The sequence below is a fragment of the Enterobacter cloacae complex sp. P2B genome, from assembly GCF_014895985.1.
Taxonomy (GTDB): Bacteria; Pseudomonadota; Gammaproteobacteria; order Enterobacterales; family Enterobacteriaceae; genus Enterobacter; species Enterobacter bugandensis.
Genome location: NZ_JADBQQ010000016.1, coordinates 1 through 13,816 on the forward strand (window position 1 = coordinate 1; position 13,816 = coordinate 13,816).

13 protein-coding genes are annotated in these 13,816 nt (G+C 53.3%); 6 read left to right on the top strand and 7 right to left on the bottom strand.

The annotated features are described in order from the left end of the window. Positions 1-93: 93 nt before the first annotated feature. Both mobB and mobA read right to left on the bottom strand, forming a co-directional pair. On the bottom strand, positions 94-597 hold the full coding sequence (mobB, locus tag IM313_RS14555; RefSeq protein ID WP_182034732.1) for a molybdopterin-guanine dinucleotide biosynthesis protein MobB: 504 nt from the start codon (positions 595-597) through the stop codon (positions 94-96). Next, positions 594-1,178 (bottom strand): molybdenum cofactor guanylyltransferase MobA, encoded by a 585-nt coding sequence (gene mobA, locus IM313_RS14560; protein ID WP_192972053.1) that lies wholly within the window; start codon positions 1,176-1,178, stop codon positions 594-596. The genes mobB and mobA overlap by 4 nt, the downstream gene beginning before the upstream one ends. 68 nt (positions 1,179-1,246) lie before the next feature. Here mobA and IM313_RS14565 point away from each other — a divergent pair, with 68 nt between their 5' ends. The 3 genes from IM313_RS14565 to dsbA all read left to right on the top strand — a co-directional run bounded on the left by IM313_RS14565 (position 1,247) and on the right by dsbA (position 3,228). Continuing rightward, positions 1,247-1,516: a YihD family protein gene (locus IM313_RS14565; RefSeq protein ID WP_008501866.1), complete on the top strand. Its 270-nt coding sequence runs from the start codon at positions 1,247-1,249 to the stop codon at positions 1,514-1,516. Between the two features lie 74 nt (positions 1,517-1,590). Further along, positions 1,591-2,577 (top strand): serine/threonine protein kinase, encoded by a 987-nt coding sequence (locus IM313_RS14570; protein ID WP_047366771.1) that lies wholly within the window; start codon positions 1,591-1,593, stop codon positions 2,575-2,577. Positions 2,578-2,604: 27 nt separating this feature from the next. Further along, positions 2,605-3,228 (top strand): thiol:disulfide interchange protein DsbA, encoded by a 624-nt coding sequence (dsbA, locus tag IM313_RS14575; RefSeq protein WP_028014899.1) that lies wholly within the window; start codon positions 2,605-2,607, stop codon positions 3,226-3,228. A gap of 23 nt (positions 3,229-3,251) precedes the next feature. Here the strand turns inward: dsbA and IM313_RS14580 are convergent, their stop codons facing one another. Next, on the bottom strand, positions 3,252-4,160 hold the full coding sequence (locus IM313_RS14580) for an acyltransferase (RefSeq protein WP_192972054.1): 909 nt from the start codon (positions 4,158-4,160) through the stop codon (positions 3,252-3,254). 440 nt (positions 4,161-4,600) lie between these two features. Between IM313_RS14580 and polA the strand changes: the two genes are divergently transcribed. Then, positions 4,601-7,393, top strand: a complete 2,793-nt coding sequence (gene polA, locus IM313_RS14585) for a DNA polymerase I (protein ID WP_163333554.1) — start codon at positions 4,601-4,603, stop codon at positions 7,391-7,393. Between the two features lie 312 nt (positions 7,394-7,705). On the opposite strand, the gene yihA is transcribed toward polA, so the two are convergent. Beyond that, positions 7,706-8,335 (bottom strand): ribosome biogenesis GTP-binding protein YihA/YsxC, encoded by a 630-nt coding sequence (gene yihA, locus IM313_RS14590; RefSeq protein ID WP_045630625.1) that lies wholly within the window; start codon positions 8,333-8,335, stop codon positions 7,706-7,708. A 577-nt stretch (positions 8,336-8,912) separates the two neighbouring features. On the opposite strand from yihA, the gene yihI reads away from it, so the two are divergent. Together yihI and hemN are read left to right on the top strand one after the other, a co-directional pair. Further along, positions 8,913-9,428: a Der GTPase-activating protein YihI gene (gene yihI / locus IM313_RS14595; protein ID WP_049001354.1), complete on the top strand. Its 516-nt coding sequence runs from the start codon at positions 8,913-8,915 to the stop codon at positions 9,426-9,428. Positions 9,429-9,616: 188 nt separating this feature from the next. After that, positions 9,617-10,990 (top strand): oxygen-independent coproporphyrinogen III oxidase, encoded by a 1,374-nt coding sequence (hemN, locus tag IM313_RS14600; protein WP_192972055.1) that lies wholly within the window; start codon positions 9,617-9,619, stop codon positions 10,988-10,990. Positions 10,991-11,043: 53 nt separating this feature from the next. Here the strand turns inward: hemN and IM313_RS14605 are convergent, their stop codons facing one another. From IM313_RS14605 to glnL, 3 genes are all read right to left on the bottom strand, one after another. Further along, on the bottom strand, positions 11,044-11,154 hold the full coding sequence (locus IM313_RS14605; RefSeq protein WP_017382667.1) for a YshB family small membrane protein: 111 nt from the start codon (positions 11,152-11,154) through the stop codon (positions 11,044-11,046). A gap of 110 nt (positions 11,155-11,264) precedes the next feature. After that, entirely contained in the window at positions 11,265-12,677 is a 1,413-nt protein-coding gene (gene glnG, locus IM313_RS14610) for a nitrogen regulation protein NR(I) (RefSeq protein ID WP_028014893.1), read from the bottom strand. An 11-nt stretch (positions 12,678-12,688) separates the two neighbouring features. Beyond that, positions 12,689-13,738, bottom strand: coding sequence for a nitrogen regulation protein NR(II) (glnL, locus tag IM313_RS14615; protein WP_014172250.1), 1,050 nt, complete (start codon positions 13,736-13,738; stop codon positions 12,689-12,691). Between the last annotated feature and the right edge of the window lie 78 nt (positions 13,739-13,816).

Sequence of the window (13,816 nt, forward strand, 5' to 3'; positions counted from 1 at the left end):
ATAAGTGAAGAGGCCATCCGGAAGGATGGCCTTTTTGCGTTTCTGCGCTGCACAAATCGTAGGCCGGGTAAGGCGAAGCCGCCACCCGGCAAGTCAGACCGCACACCACTTCACAATAAACTCAGCAATCCCATCCTCATCATTTAAATCCAGCACCGGAACTTCTATATCGAGAGCAACATCGCTGGCCACCGCAATGACATGCTCATCCAGCGTTAACTCGCTGATGTCATGCCCGGCATCACTTCTGAACAGCAGGATCTTAGGCACGGCCTCATGCTTAAATCCCTCAACCAGCACCAGATCCAGCGTGGAGTGATCCATCCGGCTCACCAGATACGCGAGATCCAGCGGTGCCTCATCCGGCGTTTCTGTCATCAATGCCCAACGCTGGTTGCTTGCTACCATTGTCTGCGCGGCACCCGCTTTGCGCAGTTCATAGCTATCTTTGCCCGGCTTATCGACATCCATATTATGGTGAGTATGCTTAATCAAGCCAGGACGAATACCGCGGGCGCACAGAGCGGGTATCAGTTTTTTCAGCAACGTGGTTTTTCCTGTCCCACTCCAGGCTGAAATGGCTAAAACAGCGTTCATCTCTTCTCCTGCATGGCCTGTAAATCTTCTATTGTGTTCACATTCACGAACGATGTTTTCATGTCGCTAAAATCAACAGCATGTCCGCCGACCTTACGCATAAACACCATCACTCTTCGCTCTCCGGAAGCCAGATAGTCGCTCATAGCAGGAATCAAGGATCGGTTAATGAGCGCGATAGTTGGGTGGTCGCGCTCGCCGTCATGCACCCAGACCACGGGTGAATCACCTCGCTGTTGCACCATCCGTTCCACCAGGCAGGTGGGTATAAATGGCGTATCACACGAACAAAAGATAAACCACTCTCCCTGAGACTGCTGCATCACCGAAAGTATACCTGCCAGCGGCCCCGGAAAATCTGCGAGATTATCCTGATAAACGGGAAACCCGCTGCGCTGGTAAATATCGATATGGCGATTTGCGCTCAGCGCCATTGCCGATACCTGATCGACAAGCGTATCAGCGACATGCTGCCATAAGGGCTTGCCTTTCAGGAGCTGTAGTCCTTTATCTTCCCCGCCCATCCGCGTAGCTCTACCGCCTGCCAGAACGACCCCAGTGATTTCCAGGCTAAGATTCACGAATATCGCCTCTTTTATTGTGGGATTGACCCTGCTAACGTGTCACTCTAAATGAAAGGAGCACCACCATGAAATGTAAACGTCTGAATGAAGTCATTGAACTCCTCCAGCCAGCCTGGCAAAAAGAGCCAGAGCTGAATCTGATGCAATTCTTACAGAAACTGGCAAAAGAGTCAGGTTTTGACGGCGATCTGGCAGACCTTTCTGACGACATCCTGATCTACCACCTCAAAATGCGCGACTCAGCCAAAGATGCTGTTATTCCTGGTATTCAGAAGGATTATGAGGAAGATTTTAAAACTGCATTGCTGCGCGCCCGAGGCGTAATTAAAGAGTAAAAGCTTGTAAGCGGAGCCACCGAAATCGCTACAAGATGATATCCTGAATCATTCGTATAATTTCGGATGATCGGATGAACGACCAGGCTTTTACTTTCCAGACACTACACCCGGATACCATTATGGATGCCCTGTTTGAACAGGGTATTCGTGTGGATTCCGGGCTAACTCCGTTAAACAGCTACGAAAACCGCGTCTATCAATTTCAGGACGAGGATCGTCAGCGCTTCGTCGTAAAGTTCTATCGCCCTGAACGTTGGTCTGCACAGCAAATTCAGGAGGAGCACCAGTTTGCTCACGATCTGCTGGTTGATGACGTCCCCGTTGCCGCGCCGATAAAGTTCAATAACCAAACGCTGCTCACGCATGAAGGGTTTTACTACGCCGTATTCCCCAGTCTGGGTGGCCGCCAGTTTGAAGCGGATAATATCGATCAGATGGAGTGGGTTGCTCGCTATCTGGGACGCATTCATCAGACGGGACGTAAAACAGCGTTCACTGCCCGACCAACGATTGGGATTCATGAATATCTCACCGAACCACGTCAGATATTCGAAACGTCTGCGCTGATCCCCGCTGCGTTAAAGGATGATTTCCTCAACGCCACCGATAAGCTTATTGCTGCGGTGAAAACCTGCTGGCGTGATGATATTTCCGTTCTGCGCCTGCATGGCGATTGTCATGCCGGAAATATTCTCTGGCGCGATGGACCGCTGTTTGTCGATCTCGACGATGCGCGCATGGGACCAGCGGTTCAGGATCTGTGGATGCTACTCAATGGCGACAAAGCCGAGCAGCGCATGCAGCTTGAAACGATTATTGAAGCCTATGAAGAATTTAGCCCGTTTAATTCAGACGAAATTGCCCTGATTGAGCCTTTACGTGCGATGCGTTTTGTTTATTATCTCGCATGGTTAATCAGGCGTTGGGACGACCCCGCATTTCCTCGTAATTTCCCGTGGCTTACCGGAGAAGATTACTGGCGCAGCCAGATATCTACATTCACTCAGCAGGTTAAGGTTCTTCAGGAACCCCCTCTGCAATTAACGCCGATGTATTAATTGGACACACCCAGGAGAGAGTTAATCATGAAAAAAATTTGGCTGGCGCTGGCAGGTATGATTCTGGCATTTAGCGCTTCTGCTGCGCAGTTTACCGACGGTAAACAGTTTATCACGCTGGAAAAGCCGGTTGCTGGCGAGCCACAGGTTCTGGAGTTCTTCTCATTCTATTGCCCGCACTGCTATCAATTCGAAGAGGTGCTGCATGTTTCTGACAACGTGAAGAAGAAGCTGCCGGAAGGCACCAAAATGACCAAGTACCACGTTGAGTTCCTGGGCCCGTTGGGTAAAGACCTGACTCAGGCGTGGGCGGTTGCGATGGCGCTGGGCGTGGAAGATAAAATCACTGCTCCAATGTTCGAAGCCGTACAGAAAACCCAGACCGTTCAGACCACTGCGGATATCCGCAAAGTGTTCGTTGATGCCGGTGTGAAAGGTGAAGAGTACGACGCCGCGTGGAACAGCTTTGTAGTGAAATCTCTGGTTGCTCAGCAGGAAAAAGCGGCCGCTGATCTGCAGCTTCAGGGCGTTCCGGCGATGTTTGTTAACGGCAAATATCAGCTGAACATGCAGGGCATGGACACCAGCAGCATGGATATTTTCGTACAGCAGTATGCTGATACCGTGAAATACCTGGTAGAGAAGAAGTAATTTCGTTGATATGAAAACGCCGGTCACTGACCGGCGTTTTTGTATGAAGATTTAATGCTGTCTATCTGTTCGTCTTTCTCTTTCCAGAGCGTATTAAGCCACTGCTGGAAACCACGTTTGAAATTCTTATCGTTAACGTAGTCACCGTGCAGACCGGCATCGATCGGCACTAAATTCACCCGAACAACAATGCGCGTCAGCTTGCCGCTTAGCATATCGAAGAATGGCGTCCTGTCATTTTCCGGATAGCAGAGCGTAACGTTCAGAAGTTTATCGAACTGTGCACCCAGCACGTTAAGCGCCATCGCAATACCCGCCGCCTTTGGCGGAAGCAGGTTCTGATAAGGGGAGCGTGTTTGTTGACGTTTATCTTCCGTAAACCGTGAGCCTTCAACAAAGTTCACGATGGTCGTTGGATGTGCGCGAAACTTTTCACAGGAGAGGCGCGTGGTCTCCACATCCTTACCGCGACGCTCCGGATGACGAATCAGATAGCTGCGCGAATAGCGTTTCATAAACGGCATATCGAGCGCCCAGCAGGCCAGCCCGATAAAGGGCACCCAGGCGAGCTGCTGCTTCAGGAAGTACTTGTTCATCGGGATATGTTTGCGAAAAAGCACGCATAACACCACAATGTCCGCCCAGCTGTGATGATTGCAAATCAGCAGGTACCAGTTCTTTTTGTTGAGGCTCTCCAGCCCTTCGACATCCCACTTCAGATGCGGATTCAGGCACAGCAGGATCGCTAGCCCTTCACACCAGCAATACATCATGAAATTACAAAACGCAGAGACGGATCGCCACACCGCAGGCACAGGCAGCAGCAGTTTAACGATCCCGGCGATAATGATTGGCACAGAACACGCAATCGTCACCAGAATAGTTAAAATGATGCTTAGCGGTAATGTTATTGCAGCGAGCAATCTCGACATGATGAGCTTTTTCAGGTGGTTAACTTTAATGGACCGGCCGATGATACGGCGCTGGGGGCTGATTTTATCAGAAAAGTGACAAAATTATGGCGCTTTCATATCGTCAATAGACGGCTTTTCCCCTGAAGCAGAAGATTTCTCTATTATTGTGCGCTAATCAGGACTTATATCCACATAGACTAAATTGCCATCAGCAGGCTATTTTCATGCAGTGTTAGTTGTTAACATTATGATATGTAATAATTTATTCTCAACGCGTGTCTGCTTTTAGTATCTGTTTTTCATTTGAAGTGAAAATATTCACAAACTTATCCACAGTTTGAATTTTGCGAGCGATCCTCACGATCGCAAAATCTTTTCCTGTATCGAACCTGAATAACTGATGTTTTCATCCTTCTGTGGCATCCTTTACGCATAAATTGATTAAAGGCACGGACATTATGGTTCAGATCCCAGAAAACCCACTTATTCTCGTCGACGGCTCTTCTTACCTGTATCGGGCGTACCATGCGTTTCCTCCTCTGACCAATAGCGCAGGGGAACCTACCGGCGCGATGTACGGCGTGCTGAATATGCTGCGCAGCCTGATTCTTCAATATCAGCCCACCCATGCGGCTGTCGTTTTTGATGCGAAAGGCAAAACCTTCCGCGATGAACTGTTTGAACATTACAAATCCCATCGTCCGCCAATGCCTGACGATCTGCGTGCGCAGATTGAGCCACTGCACGCCATGGTGAAAGCAATGGGCCTGCCGCTGCTGGCCGTCTCTGGCGTGGAGGCTGACGACGTCATCGGTACGCTGGCGCGTGAAGCTGAAAAAATGGGCCGTCCGGTGCTGATCAGCACCGGTGATAAAGATATGGCGCAGCTGGTGACGCCAGGTATTACCCTGATCAACACCATGACCAACACCATTCTGGGGCCAGAAGAAGTAGTCACTAAGTATGGCGTGCCGCCAGAGCTGATTATCGACTTCCTCGCGTTGATGGGCGACTCCTCGGATAACATACCTGGCGTTCCTGGCGTCGGTGAAAAAACCGCGCAGGCGCTGCTTCAGGGGCTGGGTGGTCTGGACACGCTCTACGCTGAACCAGACAAAATCGCCGGACTTTCCTTCCGTGGCGCAAAAACCATGGCCGGGAAGCTGGAAGAGAACAAAGAGGTGGCTTATCTCTCCTATAAGCTGGCAACAATCAAAACCGATGTGGAACTGGAGCTGGGCTGTGAGCAGCTGGAAGTGCAACAGCCTTCCGCTGACGACCTGCTGAGCCTGTTTAAGAAATACGAATTCAAGCGCTGGACCACTGACGTGGAGGCCGGTAAATGGCTGCAGGCAAAAGGGGCCAAACCTGCTGCTAAGCCGAAAGAGACGATTGTCGTTGATGCCGAAGATCAGGCGGAAGAAGAAGCCGCAGCGCTCTCCTTCGACAACTACGAAACCATTCTGGAAGAGTCACAGCTGATCGCCTGGATCGAGAAACTGAAAAAAGCGCCGGTCTTTGCCTTTGACACCGAAACAGACAGCCTCGACAACATCTCAGCCAATATGGTGGGATTGTCCTTTGCGACAGAGCCGGGTATTGCCGCCTACGTTCCCGTGGCGCACGACTACCTGGATGCGCCGGAGCAGATCTCCCGCGAGCGCGCGCTCGAGCTACTGAAGCCGATTCTGGAAGACGAAAAGGCGCTGAAGGTCGGGCAAAACCTCAAGTACGACCGCGGCATTCTGCAGAACTACGGCATTGAGCTGCGCGGGATTGCCTTTGACACTATGCTCGAATCCTACATTCTGGACAGCGTGGCGGGCCGCCATGATATGGATTCCTTATCTGACCGCTGGCTCAAGCACAAAACCATTACCTTTGAAGAGATTGCCGGTAAAGGGAAAAATCAGCTCACCTTTAACCAGATTGCTCTTGAAGAAGCAGGGCGCTACGCGGCGGAAGATGCCGACGTCACGCTGCAACTGCATCTGAAGATGTGGCCGAAACTGCAGAAGCACGAAGGTCCGCTGAACGTATTCCAGCATATTGAAATGCCGCTGGTACCCGTGCTGTCCCGTATCGAACGCAATGGCGTTAAGATCGATCCAACGGTGCTGCATAACCACTCTGGCGAGCTCGCGCAGCGTTTGACCGAGCTCGAGCAGAAAGCGCATGAGCTTGCAGGCGAGCCGTTTAACCTCTCTTCACCGAAGCAGCTGCAAACCATTCTGTTTGAAAAGCAGGGCATCAAGCCGCTGAAGAAAACCCCTGGCGGCGCGCCGTCAACCTCTGAAGAGGTGCTGGAAGAGCTGGCGCTGGACTACCCGCTGCCAAAAGTGATTCTGCAGTACCGTGGTCTCGCGAAGCTGAAGTCTACCTACACGGACAAACTTCCGCTGATGATCAACCCGAAAACGGGCCGTGTGCACACGTCGTATCATCAGGCGGTAGCGGCAACCGGGCGTCTCTCGTCAACCGATCCTAACCTGCAGAACATTCCGGTGCGTAATGAGGAAGGGCGCCGCATTCGTCAGGCCTTTATAGCCCCTGATGACTACCTGATTGTCTCGGCTGACTACTCGCAAATTGAACTGCGCATTATGGCGCACCTGTCCCGCGATAAAGGTCTGCTGACGGCATTTGCGGAAGGAAAAGACATCCACCGGGCGACCGCGGCGGAGGTCTTTGGTTTACCGCTGGACAACGTGACCAACGAACAGCGCCGCAGTGCAAAAGCGATCAACTTCGGTCTAATCTACGGCATGAGCGCGTTTGGCCTTTCACGCCAGCTAAACATTCCGCGCAAAGAGTCGCAGAAGTATATGGATCTTTACTTCGAGCGTTATCCGGGCGTTCTGGAATATATGGAACGCACCCGCGCGCAGGCGAAAGAGAAAGGTTACGTTGAAACCCTGGATGGCCGTCGTCTCTATCTTCCGGACATCAAATCCAGCAACGCGGCGCGCCGCGCTGGCGCAGAGCGTGCGGCGATCAACGCCCCGATGCAGGGTACCGCAGCGGACATCATCAAGCGCGCAATGATCGCTGTTGATGCCTGGCTGGAGAAAGAGAAGCCGCGCGTGAAAATGATCATGCAGGTACACGATGAACTGGTATTTGAAGTGCACAAGGACGACCTCGACGCCGTGTCGAAGAAGATCCACGAACTGATGGAAAGCAGCATGACGCTGGACGTGCCGTTGCTGGTGGAAGTAGGAAGTGGTGAAAACTGGGATCAGGCTCACTAAAGGTTCTGTGAATAACGCGCTTTTTATGTAAGTTAGCAACATAACAACGCGCGTTTTGTGACGATCATTAGAATTCCCTATGTAAAGAATGAAAAAAAATTACAAAAAGTGCTTTTTCTACAGCAAAAAAAGGGGTAGAGTTATCGACGTAGGGTACAGAGGTAAGATGTTCTATCTTTCAGACCTTTTACTTCACGTAATCGGATTTGGCTGAATATTTTAGCCGCCCCAGTCAGTAATGACTGGGGCGTTTTTTATTGCGGCAAAGAAAAGTTCGGGCAAAAAAAAGCGCGGACATCGCCGCGCTCGGTATTACTCTTCTTCCGCTTCCGTCGCGGGTTCCAGCTCGTTAAACCAGCTGTCGAGCTTCTGACGCAGCTTGTCCACGCCCTGTTTTTTCAGCGAAGAGAAAGGCTCAACCTGTACATCGCCATTGAAGGCCAGTACCGCTTCGCGAACCATATTCACCTGCGCTTTACGCGCGCCGCTTGCCAGCTTGTCGGCTTTCGTCAGCAGCACCAGCACGGCAATATCGCTTGCCACCGCCCAGTCGATCATCTGCTGATCCAGATCTTTCAGGGGATGGCGAATATCCATCAGCACCACCAGACCTTTCAGGCACAGGCGTTTTTCCAGGTATTCGCCCAGCGCACGCTGCCACTTGATCTTCATCTCTTCAGGCACCTGCGCATAACCGTATCCCGGCAAGTCTACGAGGCGTTTGCCTTCAGCCACTTCAAAGAGGTTAATCAGCTGGGTACGGCCAGGTGTTTTTGAGGTACGCGCCAGGTTCTTCTGATTGGTCAGCGTATTCAGGGCGCTGGATTTCCCCGCATTGGAGCGGCCAGCAAATGCCACTTCAATACCGGTATCAGAAGGCAGGTGGCGAATATCGGGCGCACTGGTGACAAAATGCGTCTGTTGGTAGTTCCAGGTAGTCACGTGGTCGTCTCCAAAAATCGTAATCTGGAGGGATTATACCCGAATGCGGGCAAAAGGCTTTTCTCATTGCACGAGGCTTGCAGGCGAATGCCCAAACGGCTGTAAGAGATCGGCTAATGTTGCTATGGGAGATTTCAGAGAATTCGCAGGCGTCAAAAAATGCAAACTGTTTTAAATCATAATCTTATTTCCAGGTAATTATCTGAAAATCCGTATTTGTACCGTTTCGTTGCTTGTTAGTTTAACGGAACAAGGTAAAGTATGCGGCAAGGCGAGGAAGCCAACAGGAAATCGACTTAAGGATTAGGGTCAGGAGCGCCAGGAGGCGAAGACGCAGGATAGTCAGGACGACCAGCGCCTGGAGGCGTTTTAACAGGAAATGGAACCATACACGGACGGTATCAGCCAAAGGATAAACAGGGTGTGTTGTTGGTAAACATGGAATGTCTGACCCGTTAAGGGTTGTGAGTCAGGAAAAAAGGCGACAGATTGCTCTGTCGCCTTTTTTCTTTGCTTGCTTTCTGCTAGATTTCGCCGCAATTCTATACTGAAGAAAACGACTTTAAGATAAAACATCATGAAAAAACCAACCTCCGCTGCGGGCGCGAAACGCCCTGCAAAAGCACGCCGCAAAACGCGCGAAGAACTGAACCAGGAAGCGCGCGATCGCAAACGCGACAAAAAACATCGCGGTCATGCTGCGGGTAGCCGTGCCAACGGCGTTGGTGCAGCGGGCGCCTCTGCAAAAGGCAAACAGCAGAAAGACCCTCGTATCGGCAGTAAAACTCCCATTCCACTGGGCGTGACAGACACCCCGGTCACTAAGCAGCACAAACCAAAGAGCGAGAAACCTATGCTTTCACCGCAGGCTGAGCTGGATATGCTGGAGAACGATGAGCGCCTGGACGCGCTGCTGGAACGTCTTGAAGAGGGTGAAACCCTGACCGCCGAAGAGCAGTCATGGGTAGATGCCAAACTGGACCGCATTGATGAGCTAATGCAGAAGCTGGGTCTGTCTTACGATGACGAAGACGACGAAGAGGAAGAAGAAAAGCAGGAAGATATGATGCGTCTTCTGAAAGGTGGAAACTAACATTTGCACCCGGCAGGCACGATAGTCCTGCTTATAACCCTTCCGGTTATATGTTATCTGGTGTGGTTATTCGTTAAACTACGGCGGTTGTCGCGGCGACAGAAGTGGCTGCGCACCCGAATGATGGCCCGCGATGGGGCCAGAACGGGCCGCCGTATACGAACGCGACACCAACGGAAGGAGTGAGCATGTCAGCACCAACTATCGACTGGGATTTGGCCCTAATCCAGAAGTATAACTATTCCGGGCCGCGTTATACCTCATACCCCACCGCGCTAGAGTTCTCCGATGCCTTCGGCGAGGAGGATTTTCAGCAGGCCGTCGCGCGCTATCCAGAGCGTCCGCTGTCGCTCTACGTCCATATTCCGTTCTGCCACAAGCTCTGCTACTTCTGCGGCTGCAATAAAATCGTGACCCGTCAGCAGCATAAAGCCGACCAATACCTCGATGCGCTCGAACAGGAAATTGTGCACCGCGCGCCGCTTTTTAAAGGTCGTCACGTCAGCCAGCTTCACTGGGGGGGCGGCACGCCAACGTATCTCAATAAGGCGCAAATAAGCCGCCTGATGACGCTGCTGCGCGGAAATTTCAATTTTAACGACGACGCTGAAATCTCGATCGAAGTCGATCCGCGTGAAATTGAGCTGGATGTACTGGATCACTTACGCGCCGAAGGCTTTAATCGTCTGAGCATGGGCGTGCAGGATTTCAATAAAGAGGTGCAGCGTCTGGTCAACCGCGAGCAGGACGAGGAATTTATCTTCGCCTTACTCAACCACGCGCGTGATATCGGCTTTACCTCGACCAACATCGACCTGATTTACGGCCTGCCAAAGCAGACGCCGGAGAGCTTCGCCTTCACGCTGAAGCGCGTGGCTGAACTTAGCCCAGACCGCCTGAGCGTCTTTAACTATGCGCACCTGCCGACGCTATTTGCCGCCCAGCGCAAAATCAAAGATGCCGATCTGCCTTCTGCCCAGCAGAAGCTGGATATCCTGCAGGAAACTATCACCTCTCTGACGGAGAGCGGCTATCAATTTATCGGCATGGATCACTTTGCCCGTCCGGATGACGAGCTGGCGATTGCCCAGCGTGACGGCGTTCTGCACCGCAACTTCCAGGGTTACACCACTCAGGGCGATACCGATCTGCTCGGCATGGGTGTCTCCGCCATCAGCATGATCGGTGATAGCTACGCGCAGAACCAGAAAGAGCTGAAGCTCTACTACCAGCAGGTTGATGCAACCGGCAACGCGCTATGGCGCGGCATCGCGCTGACCCGTGACGACTGCATTCGTCGTGATGTGATTAAGGCGCTTATCTGCAACTTCCGTCTCGACTTTAGCGACGTGGAAGCACAGTGGGATCTGACATTCAGCGAATATTTTGCGGAAGACCTGAAGCTGATTGCGCCGCTGGCGAAAGACGGGCTGGTGGATGTGTCGGAGAACGCGATTGAGGTCACGCCGAAAGGGCGTCTGTTGATCCGTAATATCTGCATGTGTTTTGACGCGTATCTGCGCCAGAAGGCGCGTATGCAGCAGTTTTCACGGGTGATTTAAGGCGCAAAGCCGGGTAAGGCGAAGCCGCTACCCGGCTTTTACATTTCAACCTGCTAGCTAAACAGCCCAACCAGCGCCGCACATAATACCGCAGCAACAGCGGTTTGCGGCGTGTGGCTTTCAGCTGCTCCGCTCGACAGTAAAGTCACTAATGATTCCAGCATGATGATTCCCCCAATTTCCGGGCACGATCATACAAAACTCATCGGAACAGTAAAGCGCAAAATAACGGCAATTTGCGCTCAATTAATAACCTTTACACAGCGGTGTACGATCACTCCATTCCCAGCTCTTTCAGCTTGCGCGTCAGGGTATTACGTCCCCATCCCAGCAGGCGCGCGGCTTCCTGCTTATGGCCCTGCGTATGACGAAGCGCGGTGGTCAACAGCGTACGCTCCATCTCTGGCTGAGCCTCAGACAGCAGGTTTTGATGACCGGAACGCAGCGCGCGGTCGGCCCACTGCGCCAGCAGCGTTGCCCAGCTGTCCGGCAGCGCGTGCCCGGTGCTGCTTTCGGGCGCGGTGGCCTCAAACAGTTCGGCAGGGAGATCCTGAATCAACACTTCCTGGCCGGCGGCCATCACGGTCAGCCAGCGGCAGGTGTTTTCCAGCTGGCGTACGTTGCCCGGCCACGCCAGACGGGTGAGCGCGGCATCGGTTTCCGGATGAAGCTGCTTGGCTTCCACGCCCAGCTCGCGGGCTGCCACCTGCAGGAAATGACGCGCCAGGCGCGGGATATCTTCCCGACGCTCGCGCAGCGGCGGCAGGTGGACGCGGATCACGTTCAGGCGATGGAATAAATCCTCACGGAATTTGCCCTCCTGCACGCGCAGCTCCAGGTTCTGGTGCGTTGCGGCGATAATGCGCACGTCCACCTTCACCGGCGCATAGCCGCCCACGCGGTAAAACTGCCCGTCAGCCAGCACGCGCAGCAGGCGAGTTTGAACGTCCAGCGGCATATCGCCGATCTCGTCCAGGAACAGCGTGCCGCCGTCAGCCTGCTCAAAGCGCCCCTGGCGAATGGTATTCGCGCCGGTAAACGCCCCTTTTTCGTGGCCGAACAGCTCGGACTCAATCAAATCCTTCGGGATTGCCGCCATGTTCAGGGCGATAAACGGCGCTTTTGCCCGCGGGCTGTGGCGATGTAACGCATGCGCCACCAGCTCTTTACCTGTACCCGATTCCCCGTTAATCAACACGCTGATGGACGAGCGGGACAGACGGCCAATAATGCGAAACACGTCCTGCATCGCCGGCGCTTCCCCGATGATGTCAGTGGTTGGCCCAAAATCGGGCGCGTGGCGCGGCTGTTGTTGCTCCTGGTAGTGGCTAATCGCGCGCTCAACCAGCGCCACCGCTTCGTCGATATCGAACGGTTTGGGCAGATAATCGAATGCCCCTTGCTGATAGGCGCTCACCGCGGCATCCAGGTCGGAATGAGCCGTCATTATGATGACCGGAAGCATAGGATGGCGCTGTTTGATCTGCTTTAACAGCGCCAGCCCGTCCATGCCCGGCATGCGAATATCCGACAGCAGAACGTCCGGCGTTTTGGTGGTGAGTGCGTCGAGCACCTCGCTGCCGCTCTCAAACGTCGTGCAGCTTAAACCTGCCCCTGTGAGCGCGCGTTCAAGCACCCAACGGATGGAGCTATCGTCATCGACTACCCAGACTATCCCTCGTTGCATAAACGTCACCTTTATTTTTTAATCGGCAGGAAAACCGAAAACTCGGTATGTCCCGGCCAACTGGTAAATTCAATTTTTCCGGAGTGCTGATCGATCAAGCTGCGGGCGATAGATAAGCCCAGTCCCGTACCGCCTTCGCGCCCGCTTACCATTGGGTAGAACAGGGTGTCCTGCAGATGAGAAGGAATGCCAGGCCCGTTATCCTCAACGTCGATGCGTGCCGCCAGACGATAGCGCACGCCGTGCAGCGTAAGCTGGAAGGCGGTGCGGGTGCGTAAAATAATCTCGCCGCCTTCCGGCCCCAGCGCCTGCAGGGCATTGCGCACAATATTCAGCAGAACCTGCTCAATCTGGTCCGGGTCATGCGCCAGTTCCGGCAGGCTTGGGTCGTAATCACGCACCAGCGTGACGTTCTCCGGCAGCTCCATGGAGACGAGCTTCACCACCCGTTCAGCGACTTTATGAATGCTTTCTGAAACGTGCATACCCGGCTGCTGCGGCCCGAGCAGGCGATCGACCAGGTTACGCAGGCGGTCCGCCTGCTCAATGATGACGTTGGTATATTCCGCCAGCGCAGGGTCGGGCAGGGCTTTGGTCAGAAGCTGCGCCGCGCCGCGTAACCCACCCAGCGGGTTTTTGATTTCATGCGCCAGACCGCGCACCAGGTCACGGGCGGCAATTTGCTGCGCATGCTGAAGCTGCTCCTGGCTCAGGCGACGCTGATTATCCATCGGCGCCATTTCCAGCAGGATCAGTCCTTCCGGCAAACGTTGCGCGGTAAGGGAAAGAATATGTGAGCGCCCGTCGATCACCAGCGTGACTTCGTTATCGGTGAACCCCTGACCGGCCTGCAAACTTTCCTGCATCAGGCCAATATTCAGCGAGAAATAGCTCAACAACTCAGGAAGCGGGGTGCCAAACAGTTTGCGTGAACTCTGGGCGAGCAGCTGTTGAGCCGCCGGGTTGGCGTAATGGACGGCCAGTTCGTCGTCGACCAGCAGGATGCTGTTAATCAAAGAATTGAGGATCTGCCCAGCATCGGGCAGCGTGCCAGTTGCCATTCAGCAGTCTCCTGGAGTCGTTGCACTGTTTTAGTGCAGTATAGCGGTTTCAGCGTAAAAAGCGCGTGAGATCAGGTT